Source organism: Pseudoalteromonas phenolica (assembly GCF_005876835.1).
GTDB classification, from domain to species: Bacteria; Pseudomonadota; Gammaproteobacteria; order Enterobacterales; family Alteromonadaceae; genus Pseudoalteromonas; species Pseudoalteromonas phenolica_B.
In genome coordinates, this window is sequence record NZ_PPSW01000006.1 from 87,975 (window position 1) to 111,249 (window position 23,275).

General features: G+C 41.8%; 22 protein-coding genes. 15 read left to right on the forward strand and 7 right to left on the reverse strand.

All coding sequences use genetic code 11. The annotated features are described in order from the left end of the window. From lpxK to tcdA, 5 genes are read left to right on the forward strand one after another with little or no spacing between them, the layout of a single operon-like run. Window positions 1-981, forward strand: a complete 981-nt coding sequence (gene lpxK / locus C1E24_RS02940) for a tetraacyldisaccharide 4'-kinase (protein ID WP_138478589.1) — start codon at window positions 1-3, stop codon at window positions 979-981. Continuing rightward, a complete protein-coding gene (locus C1E24_RS02945) occupies window positions 971-1,168 on the forward strand; it encodes a Trm112 family protein (protein ID WP_138478591.1) in 198 nt (65 codons plus the stop codon). The genes lpxK and C1E24_RS02945 overlap by 11 nt, the downstream gene beginning before the upstream one ends. Continuing rightward, complete coding sequence (gene kdsB / locus C1E24_RS02950; RefSeq protein WP_138478593.1) at window positions 1,156-1,914, forward strand: 3-deoxy-manno-octulosonate cytidylyltransferase; 759 nt, start codon at window positions 1,156-1,158, stop codon at window positions 1,912-1,914. Before C1E24_RS02945 ends, kdsB begins: the two co-directional genes overlap by 13 nt. After that, window positions 1,907-2,566, forward strand: coding sequence for a pseudouridine synthase (locus C1E24_RS02955; protein WP_171040743.1), 660 nt, complete (start codon window positions 1,907-1,909; stop codon window positions 2,564-2,566). Before kdsB ends, C1E24_RS02955 begins: the two co-directional genes overlap by 8 nt. 1 nt (window position 2,567) lies before the next feature. After that, window positions 2,568-3,365 (forward strand): tRNA cyclic N6-threonylcarbamoyladenosine(37) synthase TcdA, encoded by a 798-nt coding sequence (gene tcdA, locus C1E24_RS02960; RefSeq protein ID WP_138478597.1) that lies wholly within the window; start codon window positions 2,568-2,570, stop codon window positions 3,363-3,365. Here the strand turns inward: tcdA and C1E24_RS02965 are convergent. The 3 genes from C1E24_RS02965 to C1E24_RS02975 form a co-directional block, all read right to left on the reverse strand. Next, complete coding sequence (locus C1E24_RS02965; RefSeq protein WP_138478599.1) at window positions 3,362-3,766, reverse strand: SufE family protein; 405 nt, start codon at window positions 3,764-3,766, stop codon at window positions 3,362-3,364. The two genes, tcdA and C1E24_RS02965, sit on opposite strands and share 4 nt — an antisense overlap. A gap of 3 nt (window positions 3,767-3,769) precedes the next feature. Further along, the gene (locus C1E24_RS02970) at window positions 3,770-4,984 is read right to left on the reverse strand and encodes an aminotransferase class V-fold PLP-dependent enzyme (RefSeq protein WP_138478601.1); all 1,215 of its coding nucleotides are present in this window, start codon (window positions 4,982-4,984) and stop codon (window positions 3,770-3,772) included. Window positions 4,985-5,064: 80 nt separating this feature from the next. Next, a complete protein-coding gene (locus C1E24_RS02975) occupies window positions 5,065-6,351 on the reverse strand; it encodes a citrate synthase (protein ID WP_130253794.1) in 1,287 nt (428 codons plus the stop codon). Window positions 6,352-6,751: 400 nt separating this feature from the next. Here C1E24_RS02975 and sdhC point away from each other — a divergent pair, with 400 nt between their 5' ends. The 8 genes from sdhC to sucD all read left to right on the forward strand — a co-directional run bounded on the left by sdhC (window position 6,752) and on the right by sucD (window position 16,579). Further along, window positions 6,752-7,129, forward strand: a complete 378-nt coding sequence (sdhC, locus tag C1E24_RS02980) for a succinate dehydrogenase, cytochrome b556 subunit (protein WP_058029933.1) — start codon at window positions 6,752-6,754, stop codon at window positions 7,127-7,129. Then, complete coding sequence (gene sdhD, locus C1E24_RS02985) at window positions 7,120-7,467, forward strand: succinate dehydrogenase, hydrophobic membrane anchor protein (protein WP_058029932.1); 348 nt, start codon at window positions 7,120-7,122, stop codon at window positions 7,465-7,467. The genes sdhC and sdhD overlap by 10 nt, the downstream gene beginning before the upstream one ends. Further along, the gene (gene sdhA, locus C1E24_RS02990; RefSeq protein WP_138478603.1) at window positions 7,468-9,240 is read left to right on the forward strand and encodes a succinate dehydrogenase flavoprotein subunit; all 1,773 of its coding nucleotides are present in this window, start codon (window positions 7,468-7,470) and stop codon (window positions 9,238-9,240) included. It begins immediately after the preceding gene. Between the two features lie 9 nt (window positions 9,241-9,249). After that, window positions 9,250-9,960, forward strand: coding sequence for a succinate dehydrogenase iron-sulfur subunit (locus tag C1E24_RS02995; RefSeq protein ID WP_138478605.1), 711 nt, complete (start codon window positions 9,250-9,252; stop codon window positions 9,958-9,960). An 84-nt stretch (window positions 9,961-10,044) separates the two neighbouring features. Continuing rightward, entirely contained in the window at window positions 10,045-12,858 is a 2,814-nt protein-coding gene (locus C1E24_RS03000; RefSeq protein ID WP_138478607.1) for a 2-oxoglutarate dehydrogenase E1 component, read from the forward strand. Between the two features lie 10 nt (window positions 12,859-12,868). Further along, window positions 12,869-14,365 carry a 2-oxoglutarate dehydrogenase complex dihydrolipoyllysine-residue succinyltransferase gene (gene odhB, locus C1E24_RS03005; RefSeq protein WP_138478609.1) on the forward strand — a complete coding sequence of 499 codons (1,497 nt, stop codon included), beginning with the start codon at window positions 12,869-12,871 and terminating at the stop codon, window positions 14,363-14,365. Between the two features lie 175 nt (window positions 14,366-14,540). After that, a complete protein-coding gene (gene sucC, locus C1E24_RS03010) occupies window positions 14,541-15,707 on the forward strand; it encodes an ADP-forming succinate--CoA ligase subunit beta (protein WP_058029927.1) in 1,167 nt (388 codons plus the stop codon). Then, window positions 15,707-16,579: a succinate--CoA ligase subunit alpha gene (sucD, locus tag C1E24_RS03015; RefSeq protein ID WP_058029926.1), complete on the forward strand. Its 873-nt coding sequence runs from the start codon at window positions 15,707-15,709 to the stop codon at window positions 16,577-16,579. Before sucC ends, sucD begins: the two co-directional genes overlap by 1 nt. A 121-nt stretch (window positions 16,580-16,700) precedes the next feature. Here sucD and map read toward each other — a convergent pair whose 3' ends face one another. From map to C1E24_RS03035, 4 genes are all read right to left on the reverse strand, one after another. Beyond that, window positions 16,701-17,474 (reverse strand): type I methionyl aminopeptidase, encoded by a 774-nt coding sequence (gene map, locus C1E24_RS03020; RefSeq protein ID WP_138478611.1) that lies wholly within the window; start codon window positions 17,472-17,474, stop codon window positions 16,701-16,703. Further along, on the reverse strand, window positions 17,467-17,670 hold the full coding sequence (locus C1E24_RS03025) for a ParD-like family protein (RefSeq protein WP_138478613.1): 204 nt from the start codon (window positions 17,668-17,670) through the stop codon (window positions 17,467-17,469). The genes map and C1E24_RS03025 overlap by 8 nt, the downstream gene beginning before the upstream one ends. Window positions 17,671-17,784: 114 nt before the next feature. Continuing rightward, a complete protein-coding gene (locus C1E24_RS03030) occupies window positions 17,785-19,008 on the reverse strand; it encodes a M24 family metallopeptidase (RefSeq protein ID WP_138478615.1) in 1,224 nt (407 codons plus the stop codon). Window positions 19,009-19,017: 9 nt separating this feature from the next. Next, a complete protein-coding gene (locus C1E24_RS03035; protein ID WP_138478616.1) occupies window positions 19,018-20,259 on the reverse strand; it encodes an NAD(P)/FAD-dependent oxidoreductase in 1,242 nt (413 codons plus the stop codon). Window positions 20,260-20,635: 376 nt separating this feature from the next. On the opposite strand from C1E24_RS03035, the gene C1E24_RS03040 reads away from it, so the two are divergent. Both C1E24_RS03040 and C1E24_RS03045 read left to right on the forward strand, forming a co-directional pair. Continuing rightward, complete coding sequence (locus C1E24_RS03040) at window positions 20,636-21,637, forward strand: 4-hydroxyproline epimerase (RefSeq protein WP_138478618.1); 1,002 nt, start codon at window positions 20,636-20,638, stop codon at window positions 21,635-21,637. A 61-nt stretch (window positions 21,638-21,698) separates the two neighbouring features. Continuing rightward, a complete protein-coding gene (locus C1E24_RS03045) occupies window positions 21,699-23,201 on the forward strand; it encodes an aldehyde dehydrogenase (NADP(+)) (protein ID WP_138478620.1) in 1,503 nt (500 codons plus the stop codon). Window positions 23,202-23,275 lie beyond the last annotated feature (74 nt).

Here is a 23,275-nt window from a genome sequence, read left to right on the forward strand (position 1 = left end):
ATGAGCTATATTGAATCATCTTGGTATAAAAAAAAGTCACTGATCACTTGGCTGCTTTCGCCATTCAGTGGCCTTTTTTTTATTTTATCAAGTTTTAGAAAATTGCTGTTTAGACTCGGTATTGTAAAATCTTTTAAGGCTGATATTCCAATCATCGTAGTTGGTAATATAGGTATTGGCGGCAATGGTAAAACTCCGTTTGTGTTATGGTTAGTACCGCATTTAGAGGGTATGGGGCTCAAAGTTGGTGTGATCAGCCGTGGGTATGGCGCTAAAGCACCGACTTACCCATATGAGTTATCAAGTACATCGAGTGTAGAAGAAGCCGGAGATGAACCTTTCTTAATTTATAATCGCTTGCAATGCCCTTTGGTGATAGGTGCAGATAGAGAAGCGAGTTATAAAGTACTCAAAGAAAAATACAAAGTAGATGTGATTGTTTCTGATGATGGCATGCAGCATTATAAAATGCCAAGAGCCATTGAATTTTGTATTATTGACTCTAAAAGACGTTTCGGAAATGGGTTTTTAATTCCCGCGGGTCCATTACGCGAACTTCCTTCTCGTATTGAAAGTGTTGATTTGGCAATTGAAAATGGCGGCGATGGTCTTTTCTCATATCAGTTAGCGGCTTCAGGCTTTTATAAGGTAGAAAACAAAGAATTTGCTGACAATACACCGCACGAGGGGATTGCTGTCAGTGCCATTGGCTCTCCAGAGCGATTTGAAAAAAGCCTTGAAGCACTCGGTAAAAAGTTGATTGAATGTAAGCATTACCGTGATCATCATGCATATACTGAGCAAGACTTTACAGACACAGAATCAAACGCTGTATTTATGACGGAAAAAGATGCCGTAAAATGTCAGCAGTTTGCAAAAAACAATTGGTATTACTTAAAAGTAGACGCCACACCAACCAAAGTATTGATTGAAAAGATCAATCAATTATTAAAAGAAAAGGGTATTACACATGGCATTTGATAGAAAATTACTTGAGATCATCGCGTGTCCGGTAACAAAAGGAAAGTTACAGTACGATGCAGAAAATAAAGAGTTGATCAGCACACAGGCTAAGCTTGCATACCCAATAAATGAAGATATTCCAGTACTATTAGAAAATGAAGCGCGTGAGCTTTCTGCTGATGAGGTAGAGCAGTGGAATTCGTAGTCGTTATTCCTGCGCGTTACGCATCAACTCGTTTACCAGGCAAACCTTTGGCTGATATTTGCGGTAAGCCAATGATCCAAAGAGTTTATGAGCAAGCGTGTAAGTCAAAAGCTGCTGCGGTTTATATCGCTACAGATCATCAAATAGTGTTTGAAAGCGCAAAAAACTTTACAGACAATGTATTGATGACCAGAGAAGACCATCAGTCAGGTACTGAGCGTTTGTCTGAAGTGGTTGAAAAATTATCACTACATAAAGATACAATCATCGTTAATGTTCAGGGTGATGAACCGCTATTAGAAGCTGAAAATATCGACCAAGTTGCAGACCTGCTATTTAACTCTACAGCGCCAATGGCAACGCTAAGTGTTGATATTGCAGACAAAGAGGAGGTTTACAATCCAAATGCAGTAAAGGTTGTTCAAGATGTGAATAACAACGCGTTATATTTTTCTCGTGCGTCTATTCCGTTTCAAAGAGACAGTATGCTAGCAAAAAAAGAAGCGATTCCTTTACAGCATTTTCAAAGACATGTGGGTATTTATGCTTACAGAGCAGGTTTTATTTCTGAATATCTAAATCTTGATGTTTCACCATTAGAGGTTCAAGAGTCACTTGAGCAGTTGCGTGTTTTGTACCACGGCTATCAAATAAAAATCACCAAAGCGTGTAAACCTGTTTATGCTGGTGTTGATACTCCTGAAGACTTGGTTAGAGTTAATAACATTCTGAGTGGCAATGCTTAAAGTTATTTCTGACGAAGCTGATTTTATCGTTGCAGTAAAACCTGCTGGACTTAGCTTTCACTCTGAGCAAGGCGCGGGTTTCGTTGCGCTTTTAGAAGCACAAAAAGCATGCAAATTATATCCAGTTCATAGGTTAGACAAGGTCACTTCAGGTTTAATTGTTTTGGGTAAATCTAGCCAAGCAGCGGCTATGCTGACTGAGCTATTTTCGAATCGATTGGTAGATAAGTTTTATCTCGCGATCACTGAAGGCAAGCCGAAGAAGAAGCAAGGCTGGATAAAAGGTGATATGTCGCCGTCAAGGCGGGGTACCTATAAACTCGAGAAGACATCGAAGAATCCAGCGGTTACACGGTTTTACTCAACAAGCCTCGGTGAAGGGTTACGAGGGGTGATATTAAAGCCATTCTCTGGTAAAACGCATCAACTGAGAGTGGCTATGAAAAGTATCTCAAGCCCAATATTGGGCGATACTGCTTATACGGCCTCGTCTTCCGATAGGGTATATTTACATGCCTTTGCTTTGTCGTTTCAATGGCAAGGACAAGACAAGTATTTTTCTTATTTGCCTGATACGGGCAAAGAATTTAGTAAACTAGTAACAACAGATGCTTTTCAACAATGGAAAGCGCCTTTGAATTTAGATTGGTAACATGACAGAAGAGCAACAATTACGATTTGGTGGCATCGGCCGTTTATATGGTGCGCAAGCTTTAACTTGGCTAGGTGAAGCACATTTTTGTGTCATTGGTATTGGCGGTGTTGGTAGCTGGGTTGCAGAGTCTTTAGCGCGTACGGGTGTTGGTAAAATCACGCTGATCGATATGGATGATATTTGTGTGACCAATATCAACCGTCAGATCCATGCTCTGACTGACTCTGTGGGTGAGCAAAAAATTGAAGCTATGGCCGCGCGCATTAAACAAATCAATCCAGAATGCGATGTTCAACTCATTGATGATTTTTTAACACTAGAGAACATTCGTGAATATATTACTGGCTTTGATTATGTAATTGACTGTATCGACGCGGTAAATGAAAAAGCAGCCTTGATCGCGCACTGCAAAAGAAACAAGATCCCAGTTATCACTACGGGTGGAGCAGGTGGTCAAATCGATCCAAGTCAGATTTTATATGGTGATGTGGCAAAAACAACGCAAGATCCGTTATTAGCAAAAGTTCGCTACTTATTGCGTAAGAAGTATAACTTCACCACGAATCCTAAGCGTAAGTTTGCAGTGGACTGTGTATATTCAACTGAGCAATTGGCTTATCCCACAGCCGATGGTGAAGTTTGTCTTGCAAAGCAGGGCACTGAGGGGGCTAAGAATATGGACTGCGCGACAGGATTTGGCTCTGCCACTATGGTCACAGCCAGTTTTGGCTTTTTCGCTTCATCAAAAGCGATAAAAAAATATCTCGAGAAAAAGAAAAAAACAGTGGCGGTTTAAAGCCACTGTTTTACTTGTTCATGAATGGTATCAGCAATGGCTTTGATACCATTGCCTCTTGATGGACTTAAATGCTTGATCAAGCCCAACTGCTCAAACTCGTCATAGGCATTAATTTTTACGCTTTGCTCTGGCGTTTTGCCTTGGTGCATAAGCATAATTAGACCCATCAGACCTTTGACAATGCGCGTGTCGGAATCACCAATCAGCACAAGTATTTGATCATCACTTAATTCAACTCTCAGCCAGACTTTACTTTCACAGCCTTTAATCAAAACATCGTCTGTTTTTAGCAGCTCAGGCATTTCTGGTAAGCTTTTGCCGAGTAACATGATCTCTCGATACATTAACTGCCAAGATTTTAAATTAGAGAGTTTTTCTTTAAATTCGTTATACGTCATTTTTTAGATTTCAAGTAAGTCAATGGACTCTTTTAATGCCTGAATAAACGCATCAATGTCGTCATGATTATTATAAAACGCCAGGCTCACACGGATTGTACCGTCGATATCGAGCGCCTTCATTAAAGGCTGTGTACAGTGGTGACCACTGCGTATTGCGATCCCATAGCCATTCAAAAATGTTGCCAGGTCAAAGTGGTGTTCATTTTTATATCTAAAACTCACCGTGCCTATATTATTTTCAGTATCACCATAAATGATAATGCCATTAATGCTGCGCAATTGAGTCAGTAAGCAGTCATAAAGCCCTTGCTCATATTGTTGTAATTCTTTGTAATCTATTGAATTTAAAAAATCGAGTGCAGCAGAAAAACCAATGACAGCTGAAATATTTGGAGTACCTGCCTCAAACTTGCTTGGCGCATCTTGAAATGATGTCATTTCAAACGAAACTTCTTTGATCATTTCGCCACCAAACCTTAAGGGATTAAGTGCATTTAATTGGTCATATTTACCATACAAAACTCCCAATCCTGTCGGTCCCAATGCTTTATGTGCAGAAAACACATAAAAATCGCAGTCTAGTTTACGAAGATCAGGACGAAGGTGCATAAAGGCTTGTGCGCCATCAACAACAGTAGTAGCTGTAACTTTATGGGCAGCTTCAATAATTTTCTCTACAGGTTGAATATTTCCTAAGGCATTTGAAGCGTGGCTTATGGCAACTATTTTTGGTTTCTGTTCGAAAATTAGCTCAACAGATGATTTTAGATCTAAAATCCCCGATTTTGTGATAGGTAAAACTTTAAGAATACAGCCTTTTTCTTTACATATCTCTTGCCAAGGTACGATGTTTGCGTGATGCTCCAAAGCTGATACGCATATTACATCACCTTGGCTTAGCTGCGCTTTAATACCATTAGCAATAATATTAATGCTATCTGTCGCACCTGATGTCCAAACAATTTCGTTACTCTGAACATTTAAAAACTTAGCGACTTTTTCACGGGCTTGCTCAAATGCTGACGTGGCTTGAGCGCTTAGCGTGTGTAAACCTCTGTGTACATTTGCATTTTGCTCGCGATAAAAAGAATCTATAGCCTCGATAACTTGTTGTGGTTTTTGGCTCGTTGCACCTGAATCAAGGTAGATAAAAGGCTCTTCATTCTTTGAAGTCAAGATTGGAAACTGTTGTCTAAGTTCAGGGATAGGGCACATACTAGAAAGATTAAGTAAAATTTCGCAAATTATAACAATAAAAAAGGCCGCGAGTGCGGCCTTTTTTAAATCTTAAAGCATTATCTTTCAGATTTTGCTTTGTAGTCGCGCTGTGTGTAGCCAGTGTAAAGCTGACGAGGACGACCAATTTTGTGACCAGGTTGAGAAAGCATCTCATCCCAGTGTGAGATCCAACCAACTGTACGAGACATTGCAAAGATCACAGTGAACATACTTGTTGGAATACCAATCGCTTTAAGAATGATACCTGAGTAGAAGTCTACGTTAGGGTATAGTTTCTTCTCGATGAAGTATGGGTCTTCAAGTGCAATTTGCTCTAAACGCATTGCAACGTCTAGTAGCGGATCTTGAATGTTCAGTTCTTCAAGTACTTGGTGACAAGTTTCACGCATTACTGTTGCACGAGGATCGAAGTTTTTGTAAACGCGGTGACCGAAGCCCATTAGACGGAATGGGTCGTTCTTGTCTTTCGCTTTAGCAACATACTCGTCAATGCGATCAACTGAACCGATCTCTTCTAACATGTTCAAACATGCTTCGTTTGCACCACCGTGAGCCGGACCCCATAGTGACGCGATACCAGCAGCGATACACGCATACGGGTTAGCACCTGAAGAGCCTGCTAGACGTACTGTTGACGTAGATGCGTTTTGCTCGTGATCAGCGTGAAGCATGAAAATACGGTCCATTGCTTTAGCAAGAACTGGGCTTACTTCATACTTTTCAGCCGGTACTGAGAACATCATGTGTAGGAAGTTTTCAGCGTAGCTTAGGTCGTTACGTGGGTAAACGAATGGTTGACCGATGTTGTACTTGTAACACATAGCCGCAATCGTAGGCAGCTTTGCGATTAGTTTAACCGCACTACGGTGACGCTGCTCAGCATCTGAGATGTCTAAATCGTCGTGGTAGAATGAAGAAAGTGCACCAACAACACCACATAGCATAGCCATTGGGTGTGAATCTACACGGAAGCCTTGGAAGAAAGCAGCAATCTTCTCGTGCATCATAGTGTTGGTTGTGATTTCTTCAGCAAACTCAGCGTGTTGTTCTTCTGTAGGAAGTTCACCGTTAAGAAGTAAGTAGCATAACTCGATGTAGTTTGAGTTTTCAGCTAACTGCTCGATAGGGTAACCACGGTGAAGTAGAACACCTTTGCCACCATCGATGTAGGTAATAGATGACTCACAAGAGCCAGTAGACATAAAACCTGGGTCATATGTGAAGTGGCCGTGAGCGCCTAAGGTACGAACGTCAATTACGTCTTGACCAGCTGTGCCAGAGTAAATTGGAAGTTCGATTGGATCATGACCATCAATATGGACTGTGGCTTTTTTATCTGCCATCTATTTATCTCCTATGAAATAACAATGTCGATTGTTATGTTGTGATACTAATGTTAAGCAAATTCAGATCATTTTAACGTATAACTGGGGTATAAAGTCAATTTTTATAAGGATTATGCAAAAATGGATAATAAATATTCTACTCAAGTTTAAATATTATACCATTGGCTAATTCGCAAGCTTCTCAATCTAAACAAGAATTGTAAAAGCACTCACGGCCTTATATACTGTATGCGGTTTAATACCATGTCGTCTGTGGGTAAACCTATTTTTACAACAAAAATTCGTTTCTGTTGCAAAAAAGGTTTACTTAGAGTGTGTCATTTATACATTCGGTATAAATGGTTTTATAAAAACAAGTAGATGAAGCTCCTTATGTGGGCAAGATGGGCAAGTAACTGTGAAAAAGCAAAGACCTGTAAATCTAGATCTTACGACTATATCTATGCCAGCAACTGCTAAAGCATCAATCCTTCACCGTATTTCTGGTGTGGCATTGTTCATTGCTTTAACTTTTGTTATCTGGGCTTGGTCTGAGTCTCTTTCTTCTCCTGAAGGGTTTGAATTTGTAAAAGAGCTATTCACTGGCTTTATTGCAAAATTCATTGCATGGGGCACCTTCGCGGCGCTTTCATATCACCTAATCGGTGGTATTCGCCACATGATCCAAGATATGGGTCACTGGGAAGAATTAGAATCGGGCAATAGCAGCGCTAAAATTGCGATTGCACTTTGGGTAATCGTTGCAATTCTAGCTGGAGTGTGGATATGGTCTTAAATCAAGCAACTCTGAAGCGTGATGGTGTACAAGATTATGTATCATTACGTGCTACCGCGTTAATCATTGCAGCATATGCATTCTTTATCGTTGGTTATTTATTCCTTACCCCTGAACTTACTTATGAAGCTTGGACGGGTTTATTCTCAAACCTTTTCGTTAAAGCAGCAACGTTTATCACTTTAGTGTGTATTATGGTTCACACTCGCATTGGTCTTTGGCAAGTCCTAACAGACTATGTGAAAGCATCTGCGTTGCGTTCAGTTTTAGGTTTCGTATTAAACCTTATGGCCGTTGCTTACGTAGCAATTGGTCTATTCGTTTTATGGGGTGTTTAAGTGAAATATAATGTTCGTGAATTTGATGCAGTAGTAGTAGGCGCCGGCGGTGCTGGTATGCGTGCTGCTCTTGCGATTTCTGAATCAGGCAAAAGCTGTGCTCTGATCTCTAAAGTATTCCCAACACGTTCGCACACAGTGTCTGCGCAAGGTGGTATTACAGTTGCTCTTGGTAATTCTCATGAAGATAACTGGGAATGGCACATGTACGATACGGTTAAAGGTTCTGATTACATCGGTGACCAAGACGCTATCGAATACATGACTAAGACAGGTCCTGAAGCTATCACAGAACTTGAGAACATGGGTCTACCTTTCTCTCGTTTTGAGAACGGCCGTGTTTACCAACGTCCATTTGGTGGTCAATCTAAAAACTTTGGTGGCGAACAGGCTGCACGTACAGCAGCTGCAGCTGACCGTACTGGTCACGCACTTCTTCACTGTCTTTACCAACAAAACGTTAAAAACAAAACAAACGTATTCTCTGAGTGGTATGCGTTAGACCTTGTTAAAAATGACAAAGATGACGTTGTTGGTGTAACAGCCATCTGTATTGAAACAGGTGAAGTTGTTTACTTCAAATCAAAAGCTGTTGTGCTTGCAACAGGTGGTGCTGGTCGTATTTATGCGTCTACAACGAATGCACACATTAACACTGGTGACGGTGTTGGTATGGCAGTTCGTGCTGGCATTCCTATGCAAGACATGGAAATGTGGCAGTTCCACCCAACGGGTATCGCTGGCGCAGGTACACTTGTAACTGAAGGTTGTCGTGGTGAAGGTGGTTACCTTCTAAACAAAGACGGCGAACGCTTCATGGAACGTTATGCACCAAACGCTAAAGATTTAGCAGGCCGTGACGTTGTTGCACGTGCAATGATGACAGAGATCCGTGAAGGTCGTGGTTGTGAAGGTCCTTGGGGTCCACATATCAAACTTAAGCTTGATCACCTTGGTGCTGAAATGCTTAATCTACGTCTCCCAGGTGTTTGTGATCTATCTAAGACATTCGCACACGTTGACCCTGCAGAAGAGCCAATTCCAGTAATCCCAACATGTCACTACATGATGGGTGGTGTACCGACTAACGTAAATGGTCAAGTACTAAACGTGAATGAAAACGGTGACGAGCGCATCGTTGAAGGTCTATTCGCTGTTGGTGAAATTGCATGTGTATCTGTACACGGTGCAAACCGCCTAGGTGGTAACTCACTACTTGACCTTGTTGTATTCGGTCGTGCAGCAGGTAACTTCTTAGGTACTTACCTGAAAGACTTCGAGTCTACAGGTGATGCGACGCAAGATAACATCGACGAAGCATTTGCTCGCTTTAATCGTTGGGAAAACTCTGAACCTGGTAAAGGTGAAGACCCAGCGCAAATTAAGAAAGACTTACAAGAGTGTATGCAGCTTAACTTCTCGGTATTCCGTGAAGGTGACTCAATGGCTGAAGGCCTTGAACAGCTTAAAGCTATTCGTGAGCGTCTTAAGCACGCACGTCTTGACGATAAGTCGTCAGATTTCAATACACAACGTATCGAATGTCTTGAGTTAGACAACCTTATGGAAACTGCATACTCTACAGCAGTAGCTGCAAACTTCCGTACTGAAAGCCGTGGTGCTCACTCTCGCTTTGATTTCCCAGAGCGTGACGATGCAAACTGGCTATGTCACTCATTACATCACCCAGAGTCAGATTCAATGACTAAACGTGATGTAAACTTTGCGCCAACTACGCGTGAAGCATTCCCACCTAAAGCACGTACTTACTAGGAGTTAACGATGGCAACATTAGAATTTTCTGTTTATCGTTATAACCCTGATGTGGACAACGCACCACGTATGCAGGATTATAAACTCGAGGTAGAAGAAGGCCGTGATATGATGGTTTTGGATGCGCTTTTATTATTAAAAGAGCAAGATCCAACACTTTCTTTCCGTCGTTCTTGCCGTGAAGGTGTATGTGGCTCTGATGGTTTAAACATGAACGGCAAAAACGGCCTTGCATGTATTACTCCGTTATCTGCATTAAAGGGCAACAAAGTAATTTTGCGTCCTTTACCAGGTTTACCAGTCATTCGTGACCTTGTTATCGACATGACTCAGTTCTACACTCAATACGAGAAAGTTAAACCTTTCTTAATTAATGATAAGCCAACAGGTGGTATTGAGCGTCTTCAAACTGTTGAGGATCGTGAAAAGCTTGATGGTCTTTATGAGTGTATTTTATGTGCTTGTTGTTCAACATCTTGTCCTTCATTCTGGTGGAATCCAGATAAGTTCATCGGTCCTGCAGGTCTATTACACGCTTACCGTTTCTTAGCGGATAGCCGTGATACTGCGACTGAAGAGCGTCTGAAAGACTTAGATGATGCATTTAGCGTATTCCGCTGTCACAGTATCATGAACTGTGTAAGCGTATGTCCAAAAGGCTTAAATCCAACTAAAGCCATTGGTCAGATTAAATCTATGTTGTTAAATCGTTCGGTTTAATCCATAGTTAAATCCACAAGATGGCATCTGCAGATGCCATCTTGTTTTTAGTTTAATTTCTGCGCGAATAAAAAGGGCTAATTAATGCACGAAGGTGTGATGAAGGCATGGCTAGAATCTTCGCATTTATATGGCGGAAACGTAGCTTATGTAGAAGAGCTTTATGAAGCGTATCTAGACGATGCGACTTCAGTGCCAGAAGAATGGCGTGAGGTGTTTGATCAACTTCCTAAAGTTGATGGTGTGGATGTTGATGTAAAACATTCAGAAGTGAAAGCACAATTTGCTGAACTTGCGAAAAACAAACACAGAGAAGTAGTTGTTGCAGCAGCTGGTACTACAGATGCTAAACAAGTACGTGTACTACAGCTTATTAATGCGTTTAGATTCCGAGGCCATCAAAATGCAAACCTTGATCCGTTAGGTTTGTGGCAACGTGAACGTGTTAGAGATCTAGATTTGTCTTACCATGATCTAGACAATGCTGACTTAGACAAAGAATTTAACGTTGGCTCTTTTGCTTGTGGCAAAGAGACAATGAAACTAAAAGATTTGTATGCAGCCTTGAAAACCACATACTGTGGTTCTGTTGGTGCTGAATACATGCATATCACTTCTACAGAAGAAAAACGTTGGTTACAAAAACGTTTAGAATCTACCTTCTCACAGCCTCAATTTAGCAAAGAAACTAAACTTAGAATTCTTAAAGGTCTAATTGCAGCTGATGGTCTTGAAAAGTATTTAGGCGCAAAATTCCCTGGTGCAAAACGCTTCTCTTTAGAAGGTGGTGATGCATTAGTACCTATGCTTAAAGAGCTTATTCACCGTGCAGGTGAAAGCGGCCAAGAAGAAGCTGTAATTGGTATGGCACACCGTGGTCGTTTAAACGTTCTTGTAAACGTACTAGGTAAAAATCCACAGGTTCTTTTCGATGAGTTTGCTGGTAAATACGGTGAACTAGCTGGTTCGGGTGATGTTAAATATCACATGGGTTATTCGTCTGACTTCGCTACTAATGGTGGTGATGTTCATATGGCGCTTGCATTCAACCCATCTCACCTTGAAATCGTTAATCCTGTAGTGATGGGTTCAGTAAGAGCACGTCTTGACCGTTTAGGCTGTAAGAATGGCTCTAAAGCGCTACCAATTACTATTCACGGTGACTCTGCAATTGCTGGTCAAGGTGTTGTTCAAGAAACATTCAATCTATCGCAAACACGCGCATTTGGTGTAGGTGGTACAGTTAGAATCGTTGTAAACAACCAGGTAGGCTTCACAACGTCTAAGCAAGAAGATGTCCGTTCTACAGATTATTGTACTGACATCGCGAAGATGGTTCAGGCACCAATCTTCCACGTGAATTCTGATGATCCAGAAGCAGTTGCGTTTGTAACTCAGCTAGCGCTTGATTTCCGTAATCAGTTTAAGCGCGATGTTGTAATTGACTTAGTTTGTTACCGTCGTCACGGCCACAACGAAGCAGACGAGCCGAATGCAACTCAGCCACTGATGTATCAGAAGATCAAAAAGCACCCGGTTCCTCGTCAACTTTATTCAGACAAACTTGCTGCTGAAGGTGTAATTTCTGCTGATGAGTCAAAAGCGCTTGCGAACGAATACCGCAATGGCTTAGACAACGGTGTATGTGTTGTTGAAGAAGTCAAAGAAGAAACTAAGCACTCGTCTGATTGGTCTAAGTTTGTAGGCCATGATTGGGATGTAGCTTACGATCCGAAAGTGTCAGTTGAGAAGCTTAAAGAGCTTGGTAATGTGCTTGCTGCTTATCCTGAAATCCACAAAGCACAGTCTCGTGTTAAGAAAATATATGACGACCGTAAAGCAATGGCGAGCGGTGACAAATTACTAGACTGGGGTATGGCTGAATCTTTGGCGTATGCAACTTTAGTAGATGAAGGCACAGACGTCCGTATGACAGGTCAGGATTCTGGCCGTGGTACTTTCTTCCACCGTCATGCTGTTGTTCATAACCAAGAAGATGCATCTGTTTACTTACCTCTACAGAATATCCGTGAAGGTCAGGGCGCATTTGAAGTTTACGATTCAGTTTTATCTGAAGAAGCAGTTTTAGCGTTTGAATATGGTTATGCAACAGCAGAACCTACTTCACTGGTTCTTTGGGAAGCGCAGTTCGGTGACTTCGCTAACGGTGCTCAGGTTGTATTTGACCAGTTCTTAAGCTCTGGCGAGCAAAAGTGGGGTCGTTTATGTGGTTTAACTATGCTTCTTCCTCATGGCTACGAAGGCCAGGGTCCAGAGCACAGTTCTGCACGTTTAGAACGCTACCTACAACTATGTGCTGACCATAATATGCAGGTATGTGTTCCTTCAACACCAGCGCAAGTTTATGCAATGCTTCGTCGTCAATCAGTTCGTCCTTTACGTCGTCCATTGATTGTTATGACACCTAAATCTCTATTACGTCACCCGCTTGCGGTTTCTTCTCTAGAAGAGCTTTCGGAAGGTGTTTTCCACAACATGATTGACGAGATTGACGATATCAATCCTGAAAATGTTGAAAGAGTGGTTTTCTGTAGTGGTAAAGTTTATTACGAACTACTACAAGAGCGTCGTAAGCTTGAATTAAACAATGTTGCTATTGTTCGTGTTGAACAGCTATATCCTTTCCCTCACCAGGAAATGGAAGACATCATGTCTCGCTATCAACATGTTAAAGATTTTGTATGGTGTCAAGAAGAGCCACAAAACCAAGGTGCTTGGTATTGTTCTCAACACCACTTCTGGGAAGCAATCCCAGCAGGTGCAAATCTTTCTTACGCAGGACGTAAGGCTTCAGCTGCTCCAGCATGTGGTTATATGTCTACTCATACTAAAGAACAAAACGCGTTAGTTGCTGACGCATTAACAATTAAGAAATAAGGGATAAGAGATGACAACCGAAATTAAGGTTCCAGTTCTTCCTGAGTCAGTAGCAGACGCTACTGTCGCGACTTGGCATGTTAAAGTTGGTGACGCTGTATCACGCGACCAAAACTTAGTTGACATCGAAACTGACAAAGTTGTTCTAGAGGTAGTTGCACCAGAAGACGGTGTTATTGTTTCTATCTCTGAAGATGAAGGCGCAACTGTATTAGGCGAGCAAGTGATTGCTCAACTTGGTGCTGCTGGCGAAGCTGCTGCACCAGCTCAACAATCAAATGAACAAGCTGCACCAGTAGCTGCTGCAGCAACAGAAGGTAAAGACGTGGAAATTAAAGTACCTGTACTTCCAGAATCAGTAGCAGACGCTACAATTGCAACTTGGCATGTTCAACCTGGTGAAGCGGTAAGCCGTGACCAGAACCTTGTTGATATCGAAACAGACAAAGTTGTACTAGAAGTTGTTGCGCCTGAAGACGGTGTGATGGGTGAGCAGATCCATGCTGAAGGTGAAACTGTACTTGGCGAACAAGTCATTGGTAACATCGTTGTTGGCGCTTCTGCTCCAGCGGCGACACCTGCTGCTGAAGCTGCACCTGCTTCTGATGAGTCTTCAGACGTATTAACACCTTCAGTTCGTCGTTTAATCGCTGAAAAAGGCCTTGATGCTTCACAGATCAAAGGTACTGGTAAAGGCGGTCGTATCACAAAAGAAGACGTTGATGCATTCCTAAAAGCTCCAGCGGCTAAGCCAGCTGCGGCGCCTGCGGCAGCTTCTGCACAAGCACCTGCTGCGCCTTTAGGTGACCGTTCACAGAAACGTGTACCAATGACGCGTCTACGTAAGACAATTGCTAACCGTCTTCTTGAAGCTAAGAACTCAACGGCAATGCTTACTACGTTCAACGAAGTTAACATGAAGCCAATCATGGACCTTCGTAAGCAATACAAAGACGTATTTGAAGAGCGTCACGGTATCCGTTTAGGTTTCATGTCTTTCTATGTGAAAGCCGTAACTGAAGCACTTAAGCGTTTCCCTGAAGTTAATGCGTCAATTGACGGTGATGACATCGTTTACCACAACTACTTTGATATCAGCATCGCGGTTTCTACTCCACGTGGTCTAGTTACACCTGTACTTCGTGATTGTGATAAGCTTTCAGTGGCTGAAATCGAGAAGGGTATTCGTGAATTAGCGCTTAAAGGTCGTGACGGTAAACTAACTGTTGACGATATGACAGGCGGTAACTTCACTATCACAAATGGTGGTGTATTCGGTTCATTACTTTCTACACCTATCATCAACTTACCTCAGTCTTCAATTCTTGGTATGCACAAAATCCAAGAGCGTCCTATGGCTGTAAACGGTAAAGTTGAAATTTTACCTATGATGTACCTAGCGCTTTCTTACGACCACCGTCAAATCGACGGTAAAGAATCAGTAGGCTTCTTGGTAACAATTAAGGAACTTCTTGAAGATCCAACGCGTCTTCTTCTAGACGTATAATCGTTATTGTTTAGATATTAAGCTGTATGACACATCATACAGCTTTTTTTTTGCGGCTTTGGTCTAACTAGGGTTTTCATACTTAGCCTTGGGATCTATACTAGGGGCGCAATTTGGGATAGCTATTTATTAAATGTAGATAGCTTTAATAGTATAAGAAATTGGATAAAGCATCATGAATTTGCATGAGTATCAGGCAAAACAACTTTTTGCCGACTATGGTTTACCTGTATCTGAAGGTTTCGCTTGTGATACACCACAAGAAGCAGTTGAAGCTGCTGGTAAAATCGGTGGTGACAAGTGGGTTGTTAAATGTCAAGTGCACGCAGGTGGACGTGGTAAAGCTGGCGGTGTAAAACTAGCTGACAGTAAAGACGAAATCCGCGCATTCGCAGAAAACTGGTTAGGTAAAAACTTAGTAACTTACCAAACAGACGAAAAAGGTCAGCCAGTTGCTAAAATCTTAGTAGAAAGCTGCACTGATATTGCAAATGAATTATACCTAGGTGCTGTTGTAGACCGTGCTTCACGTAAAATCGTGTTCATGGCTTCAACTGAAGGTGGTGTAGAAATCGAGCAAGTTGCTGAAGAAACACCTGAACTAATTCACAAAGCAGAAATCGATCCATTAGTAGGCCCTCAGGCATACCAAGGTCGTGAGCTAGGCTTCAAACTAGGTCTAACTCCTGCACAAATCAAACAGTTCACTAAGATCTTCCTAGGTCTTGCGAACATGTTCATCGATCACGATTTCGCACTTCTTGAAATCAACCCTCTAGTAATCACAGACGCTGGTAACCTTCACTGTCTAGACGGTAAGATCGGTGTAGACGGTAACGCATTATTCCGCCAGCCTAAGATCCGTGAATTCCACGATCCTTCACAAGAAGACGCGCGTGAAGCTCACGCAGCAAGCTTCGAGCTTAACTACGTTGCGCTAGACGGTAACGTTGGTTGTATGGTTAACGGTGCAGGCCTTGCAATGGGTACTATGGACATCGTAAACCTACACGGTGGTAAGCCAGCTAACTTCCTAGATGTTGGTGGTGGTGCTACTAAAGAGCGTGTTGCTGAAGCATTCAAGATCATCCTTTCTGATGACAATGTTAAAGCTGTTCTAGTTAACATCTTTGGTGGTATCGTACGTTGTGACATGATCGCAGAAGGTATCATTGGTGCTGTTAAAGAAGTTGGTGTAAACGTACCAGTTGTTGTACGTCTTGAAGGTACTAACTCTGAACTAGGTCGTGAAGTTCTTGCTAACTCTGATCTTGACATCATTGCAGCTGAGTCTCTAACTGACGCTGCTGAGAAAGTAGTTGCTGCTGCGGAGGGCAAATAATGTCTGTTTTAATTAACAAAGATACTAAAGTAATCTGTCAAGGTTTCACTGGTGGTCAAGGTACTTTCCACTCAGAGCAAGCTATCCAGTACGGTACACAGATGGTTGGTGGTGTTTCTCCAGGTAAAGGTGGTACAACTCACCTAGGTCTTCCTGTATTCAATACTGTACGTGAAGCTGTAGAAACTACTGGCGCAACTGCATCAGTAATCTACGTTCCTGCTGCGTTTTGTAAAGATGCTATCTTAGAAGCAATCGATGCTGGTATCCAGCTGATCGTTTGTATCACTGAAGGTATCCCTACACTAGACATGGTTGACGTGAAAGAGAAGCTTGAGCAAACTGGCGTTCGTATGATCGGTCCTAACTGCCCAGGTGTTATCACTCCAGGTGAAACTAAAATCGGTATCATGCCTGGTCACATCCACAAGCCAGGTAAAGTAGGTATCGTATCACGTTCTGGTACGCTTACTTATGAAGCAGTTAAGCAAACAACTGACGCTGGTTTTGGTCAATCAACGTGTGTTGGTATCGGTGGTGACCCAATTCCTGGTACTAACTTCATCGACGTACTTGAGATGTTCGAGAAAGACGAGCAGACTGAAGCTATCGTAATGATCGGTGAGATCGGTGGTACAGCTGAAGAAGAAGCAGCTGAGTACATCAAGCACAACGTAACTAAGCCAGTGGTATCTTACATCGCTGGTGTTACAGCTCCTCCAGGTAAGCGCATGGGCCACGCTGGTGCAATTATCTCTGGTGGTAAAGGTACAGCTGACGAGAAGTTCGCTGCACTAGAAGCTGCTGGTGTTAAGACTGTTCGTTCACTAGCTGACATCGGTGTTGCACTTAAAGAAAAAGCGGGTTGGTAATCTAACCTCGCGTAAAAAAGGCTCCTAAAGGAGCCTTTTTTGTGTCCTGATTTTGTTAGCTATAAGCTATAAGCTATAAGCTATAAGCTATAAGCTATAAGCTATAAGTGTAAAATAAAATTTAAATCTGTTCTTCTTCGCGAAGTGTGAGTACTTCATAGCCGTCTTTTGTGACAAGAATAGTGTGTTCAGCTTGTGCTGAAAGTTTTCTGTCTTTAGTCACTACAGTCCAACCATCTTTCTTTGTTTTAACGCGAGCTGTGCCTTGGTTGATCATTGGCTCAATAGTGAAAGTCATGCCTTCTTTTAAAGTCAGGCCAGTGTTAGGGCGGCCATAGTGTAAAACATTTGGCTCTTCATGCATTTCTCGGCCTATACCGTGACCGCAATACTCTTTTACAACCGTGTAGCCGAATTTACTCACATAACTTTGTATTGCAAAACCAATGTCTCCTAGCTTTGCGCCTGGTTTAACGGTTTTTATACCTAACCACATCGCTTCTGTTGTGACTTTGACTAATGCTCTGGCATCAGGTTTCGCATCTGGCATGACATACATTTTGCTTGAGTCTGTAATAAAGCCATTTTTTTCTAAGGTAATGTCAATATTGACGATATCAGTACTTTTTAAAACCTGGCTTGCACTCGGTACGCCGTGACAGACTACTTCGTTAATTGAGCTATTGAGACAATACTGATAGCCGTATTGTCCTTTTGAAGCAGGGCGCGCCTTTAATTCATTAACGATATAGCTTTCTACTTGCGAATCTATATCGAGCGTTGAAACACCGGGTTTGATGAAATTATCGAGCATTTTGAACACTTGGGCGAGCAATTTTCCTGATTCTCGCATCAGTGCAATTTCATCTACCGATTTAATGGTAACTTCATTCATTCAGTGATGCCTCTTTTTGTCGCTGTAACATGAGCTCTTGTTGAATTAACTCGTTAAATGTTTTGTCAGGATGCATTTCGCATAAGCGACCGATTTTTATCCAAAATTCGGCTTGTGAGTTGATAGAGCGAGACATAACTGACGACGTTGTACGAATTTCTTCGTGTAGTTCATCTGAAATTTTTACAATACCCATTATATATTCCATATATAAAACATATATAGATTGTATATCGTAAAATAAAAAAAGGAAGCGAATGCTTCCTTTGGTTTGCTTAACATTACATCTAAAATGCTTTTATAACTTTTGCTATTTTTCCAATCCAAATGGGTCATCAATACTATGACTTGGCTCGGTAAACCATTTAGGACCGTTTTCTGTCATATAGAAGTGATCTTCAAGGCGAATACCAAACTCATCAGGGATCACAAGCATAGGCTCGTTACTAAAACACATGCCTGGTGCTAATAGTTGCGGGTTATTCTTTATAAGGTAAGGCCATTCATGAATATCTAAGCCAATACCATGGCCTGTTCTGTGCGGACACCCAGGTGTTTGATAATCAGGACCAAGATTAACTGATGCTAAATAATCTCTTGCCGCTTTATCTACATCGCCACATGTATTACCAATTTGTGCCGCTTCAAATGCAGCAGCCTGCGCATTCTTCTCATGTTGCCACATTGCTCTTTGGCGCTCTGTTGCTTCGCCAAATACAAATGTGCGGGTGATATCCGATAGATAATCATGTACTTTACAGCCGGTATCAATCAGAACCACATCACCTTCTTTTAATGTCTGCGGATCTTTCACACCATGTGGAAACGAGCTTGCTTTACCAAAGAGTACTATGACGAAGTAGTTTCCTGATGGGGCGCCCACTTTTTTATGAGCTTCATTGATGAAGGCTTCAACTTCAGTTGTGCTGATCCCTTCATGTAACATACTCGCCGTTGCTTTATGAACTTCTAAAGTCATGTCCATAGCACGTTGAATAAGCTTCAATTCGTTGTCTGATTTATACATACGACAATGTGCTGTAACTTCCTTACCGTTAATTAGGTTAAGAGAAGGAGCAAGGTTGCGAATGCCATCAAAAATGAAGAACGCCGCGCTTTCATCAATGGCAACTTTAGCATCAGAGCCAATGCTATGCTGTTCAAGCACGTTTAAGAATAATTGGTAAGGGCTCTGTTCTTCTTGCCAGCCGTGAATTGGACCTTCAACGACTTGATAGTCCAATAGTGTGCCAATTTCGAAATAGGGCGCGATAAATTGCACATCGCCTTTTGCTGGTAATATAGCACCGACCATGCGCTCACTGGCATACCACTGCATTCCGGTGAAGTATTTTAAATTCGTGCCAGCATTCAAATATAAAGCTGCAATATCGTTGTCTTGCATATAGCGCTGTGCTTTTTCAATACGCTGCTGGTATTCTTCGATGTTTATTGGCTTTAAGTCATGAGTCATATTTTGTAATGACTCTAAAGCTTCTTGTTTGGTCTTCGTACCAACGCCTAATGGCTTCATATTTTGCTCCTAGAATCTGTCTATTCTGTAGGGGGTTAAATCTATGCTAGTTTTTTCACCTAAGCAAAGTTGTGAGACAATTTGTGCTGTAATTGCCGCTTGGGTCAGACCTAAATGTTGATGGCCAAAAGCAAATACAATATTTTTATTATTGGGTGCTGTATTTAATACAGGCAATGAATCAGGAAGAGAAGGGCGATGACCCATCCACGTGGTTTTAACGGTGTGTTTTTCTATACCATTAACAAGTGCTTTAGCGTGATCTAAAAGCATGGTTGCTCTTGTCATGTTTTCAGTTGCCTCAAGTCCTGCAATCTCTACTGTCCCTGCTAGTCTCAGCCCTTGCTTCATAGGAGTAATAATGAATTGTCTATCTGCTGAAGCAACTGGGCGTTTTAAACTAGTCGAATTATCAATCATGGCATGGTAACCACGCTCTGTATCTATTGGCACTTTAAAACCAAGCTGTTTTGCTAAAGGTTTGCTCCAAGCACCGGTCGCAACTACGACTTTTGCAAACTGGTGTTTAGCCCCTGATGCGAGCTCGAGCATCACTCCATTATTATTTGGAATTATTCGTGTCACTTTATCATTTTTAAATACTAAGCCTAGAGCCTTTGACATTTTATATATGGCTTGGCATAAGTCATATGGGTCAACGCTGTGGCCAACCTCGGTAAAATATAACGCTTGCTTAATGTTTTTACTTAGACCTGGCTCTAGTTCAAAAACCTCATCACCTTTTAAATGTCTAACCGCAACATCGTTTGCTCGGAATGATTCAGCCATAGCCGCCGCCAGTTTAAAATCTTCGTGTTCGAAGCTAAGTAAGCTGCCGTCGACATGTATCAATTTTTTGAAATTATCTTCACCCAATAAAGTTTTATAGGCAGGTAATGAGGCTTCGTTTAATTGCCTTAGCGCCTTGGTATGAGCAATAAATTTCGACTTCGACATATTCATTAAGAAGCGAGTGAACCAAGGTAAGGCTTTAAATAGATATAACCAATCTATTCTTAAAGCCCCTTTTGGGTTTAACAACATACTTGGGAGTTTTGGTAACAAACTCGCTTGTGCTAGCGGAAAAACTTGCTCAGTAGCAAAGTGACCGGCGTTACCTTTCGAACATTTTTCTGCAATACCGTGTTCATCAAATAATGTGACTGAAAAGCCAGCATCAGTCAGACTTTTCGCATTGCAAAGCCCAATGATCCCAGCGCCGATAACAGCAATATGTTGCTTTTCTTGCATTGATTGTCTCCAAAATACCTTGAAAACCTAATTTCAAGATATTGCATGTCTCAATTTTATAGTTTGCATAGAAAACTTTGTTCGTCTTCAAACTGTAAGATTTCTTATTAGTTTCATATGCTTAATCTTTTAATTGTCAATATGTATTTAAAACGATAAAAACTTTTAAAGAAAAATACATAGCAGAATATTGAACATTGTATACAATATGCGTAGGATGTAAACCATAAAAGGTAAAGAGGAAAGACAATGAACATTAATTGCCAAGTTCTGTATTCAGTAGTTGCTCCGCAATTAAATGATATTTTCACTAATCAATTCCAAAATGCTATGAACACGAATACGGTTCTTAGCTTAGTCAAGCAGGGTTATTAATATGCGTAAAGGGACATTTGCTTGTATCGATGGCCATACTTGTGGCAACCCTGTACGCTTAATCACCAGTGGTCACCCATATCTTAAGGGTGAAACGATGAGCGAAAAACGTCAGCACTTTCTTGCCGAGTTTGATTGGATCCGTCAATCACTGATGTTTGAGCCGCGCGGGCACGATATGATGTCAGGTTCATTTATTTATCCACCGACAACAGATGATGGCGATGCAGCTATTTTATTTGTTGAAACCTCTGGCTGTTTACCTATGTGTGGTCACGGCACCATAGGCACTGTGACATTTGCACTTGAAAATGCACAAATGCATCCAAAAGTACCTGGTAAATTAAAACTTGATACGCCAGCAGGGCGTGTAAATGCAGAATACTCAATGATTGATGGCAAAGTTGAATGGGTAAAAATATTCAATGTGCCAGCTTTCTTAGCCTATGAAAGTATTGAAGTTGAAGTGCCAGAGCTTGGCAAGTTAACGGTTGATATCTCTTATGGTGGTAACTACTACATTATTGTTGAGCCACAGGAAAACTTCCCGGGTATTGAAAATTGGTCTGCCGCAGAAATTCTTAAATATAGTCCGCTTGTTCGCACAGCAATCAATGAGTTGCTTGAGTGCGTGCACCCTGAAGATCCAACCGTAAAAGGTGCGTCGCATCTTCTTTGGACTGGCAAACCAAAACATGCAGAATCAAGCGCAGCCAATGCGGTTTTCTATGGTGATAAAGCCATCGACAGATCGCCTTGCGGCACCGGCACCAGCGCGAGAATGGCGCAGCTATTTGCCAAAGGTAAATTACAGCCAGGTGTAGATTTTGTACACGAAAGTTACATCGGCAGCCAGTTCGTAGGTTGCATCGAAGGTGTTACGGAAGTAGCAGGTAAAACAGCAATTCTACCAAGTATCAAAGGATGGTCGAAAGTAACGGGCACTAGCAACATTAGCGTGGATGACAGTGACCCGTATGCTTTTGGCTTCCAAGTTGTATAACAAATTTAAACTAGACTAAAACCAGCAATTAGTAGCTGGTTTTTTCATTGAGGAGAAAAAGATGGAAATTAGCGGTGCAAGTTTTATCGCAGGTGAATGGTTAAAGGATGCGGACGCATCAGTATTTCATGCCTTTTCACCAAAGCGCCATGAGCCAATCGATACTCAGTTTTTCGAAGCAAGCCAAGACATGCTTGCAACAGCGATCAATGAAGCTGAAAAAGCATTTAAAGTTTATAGAAAGACTTCTCTTATTGAGCGTGCAACATTCTTGCATGCTATTGCAGATGAAATAGAAGCCCTTGGTGATAAATTATTAGAAGTAACGCACGAAGAGACAAACCTACCGTTTGCCCGTTTACAAGGCGAGCGCGGACGCACTATGAATCAGTTACGTGCTTTTGCTCAAGGTTTAGAGCTAAGCCAAAACGGCATTGTGAACCTAAGTGTATTAGACGAAGCAGACCCCGCACGCGCACCTCTTGCTAAGCCTCGTACCCAACTTGATTTTATTCCTGTTGGTGTGGTTGCTGTTTTTGGTGCCTCAAACTTCCCTTATGCGTTCTCGACGCTTGGTGGTGATACGGCATCGGCGCTTGCTGCAGGTTGCCCTGTTGTAATGAAGAGCCATACTGCGCACCCAGCAACCAGCGAGTTAATGACCCGAGCGATTGAAAAAGCGATTGAAAAGTGTGATATGCCAAAAGGTGTATTTTCAATGATCCAAGCTAAGAAATACGATATGGCACATGCGCTTGTTGCTGCCGAGCCAGTTAAAGCAGTTGGTTTCACGGGCTCAATGTCTGTCGCGAGTAAATTAATCGAGACGATTAATACACGTAAAGAAACTATTCCATTCTATGGCGAGTTAGGCAGTATTAATCCACAGTTTGTGTTACCAGAAATGGCAGAACAAAATGGCGAAGAGCTTGGTGCAAACTTATGTAATTCAATGTTGATGGGCAATGGCCAATTTTGTACTAGCCCAGGTCTTTGGTTAGTACCAAACAGCTCAGTTGCATTAGTAGAAAGCGTTAAGAAAACTGTGGCTGCAAGCAGTTCAGATACTTTATTATCCCCAAATATTCTGAATAGCTTCAAACAAGCCATGGTCGAGCGCTCAGATATCGAGGGTGTAGAGCTTTTGGCTGCGGCAGAATTATCTGAAGCGTTTCATGCAAATGCCCATATTTTTAAAACGGATATCGACACCTACTTGAATACGCCAGCATTACATGAAGAGGTATTTGGTCCTGCTGCTATGTTAGTGACCTTCGACTCTTTGGCTCAGCTAGAAACTTTAATAGATGGTCTAGAAGGTCAGTTAACAGCCTCAATTCATGGTACGGGCAGTGATTTGGCGTCTGCGTCTGATCTAAGTGAAGATCTACAATACAAAGTAGGGCGTTTAATAGAGAATCAAATGCCTACGGGCGTTGAAGTTTGTGCATCAATGAACCATGGTGGACCATTCCCATCTTCAACAGATGTACGTTCAACCTCTGTTGGCTTGAATGCGATTCAACGTTTTTTACGTCCAATATGTCGTCAAAGTGCGATCTAATCTAAGTATTGAATTGCTTTATTCGCATATTTAATGCAAAAAAAGACCCAGAGTACAGGTTACTCTGGGCTTAG

What these genes read in the sequence shown, in the direction of transcription:
- sucD (WP_058029926.1), top strand. Translation starts at nt 15,707, where the DNA reads ATGTCTGTTTTAATTAACAAAGATACTAAAGTAATCTGTCAAGGTTTC.
- odhB (WP_138478609.1), top strand. Translation starts at nt 12,869, where the DNA reads ATGACAACCGAAATTAAGGTTCCAGTTCTTCCTGAGTCAGTAGCAGAC.
- tcdA (WP_138478597.1), top strand. Translation starts at nt 2,568, where the DNA reads ATGACAGAAGAGCAACAATTACGATTTGGTGGCATCGGCCGTTTATAT.
- lpxK (WP_138478589.1), top strand. Translation starts at nt 1, where the DNA reads ATGAGCTATATTGAATCATCTTGGTATAAAAAAAAGTCACTGATCACT.
- sucC (WP_058029927.1), top strand. Translation starts at nt 14,541, where the DNA reads ATGAATTTGCATGAGTATCAGGCAAAACAACTTTTTGCCGACTATGGT.
- sdhD (WP_058029932.1), top strand. Translation starts at nt 7,120, where the DNA reads ATGGTCTTAAATCAAGCAACTCTGAAGCGTGATGGTGTACAAGATTAT.
- C1E24_RS03035 (WP_138478616.1), bottom strand. Translation starts at nt 20,259, where the DNA reads ATGCAAGAAAAGCAACATATTGCTGTTATCGGCGCTGGGATCATTGGG.
- C1E24_RS03000 (WP_138478607.1), top strand. Translation starts at nt 10,045, where the DNA reads ATGCACGAAGGTGTGATGAAGGCATGGCTAGAATCTTCGCATTTATAT.
- C1E24_RS02955 (WP_171040743.1), top strand. Translation starts at nt 1,907, where the DNA reads ATGCTTAAAGTTATTTCTGACGAAGCTGATTTTATCGTTGCAGTAAAA.
- C1E24_RS02975 (WP_130253794.1), bottom strand. Translation starts at nt 6,351, where the DNA reads ATGGCAGATAAAAAAGCCACAGTCCATATTGATGGTCATGATCCAATC.
- C1E24_RS03040 (WP_138478618.1), top strand. Translation starts at nt 20,636, where the DNA reads ATGCGTAAAGGGACATTTGCTTGTATCGATGGCCATACTTGTGGCAAC.
- C1E24_RS02965 (WP_138478599.1), bottom strand. Translation starts at nt 3,766, where the DNA reads ATGACGTATAACGAATTTAAAGAAAAACTCTCTAATTTAAAATCTTGG.
- C1E24_RS03025 (WP_138478613.1), bottom strand. Translation starts at nt 17,670, where the DNA reads ATGGGTATTGTAAAAATTTCAGATGAACTACACGAAGAAATTCGTACA.
- C1E24_RS03030 (WP_138478615.1), bottom strand. Translation starts at nt 19,008, where the DNA reads ATGAAGCCATTAGGCGTTGGTACGAAGACCAAACAAGAAGCTTTAGAG.
- C1E24_RS02945 (WP_138478591.1), top strand. Translation starts at nt 971, where the DNA reads ATGGCATTTGATAGAAAATTACTTGAGATCATCGCGTGTCCGGTAACA.
- C1E24_RS03045 (WP_138478620.1), top strand. Translation starts at nt 21,699, where the DNA reads ATGGAAATTAGCGGTGCAAGTTTTATCGCAGGTGAATGGTTAAAGGAT.
- C1E24_RS02995 (WP_138478605.1), top strand. Translation starts at nt 9,250, where the DNA reads ATGGCAACATTAGAATTTTCTGTTTATCGTTATAACCCTGATGTGGAC.
- map (WP_138478611.1), bottom strand. Translation starts at nt 17,474, where the DNA reads ATGAATGAAGTTACCATTAAATCGGTAGATGAAATTGCACTGATGCGA.
- C1E24_RS02970 (WP_138478601.1), bottom strand. Translation starts at nt 4,984, where the DNA reads ATGTGCCCTATCCCTGAACTTAGACAACAGTTTCCAATCTTGACTTCA.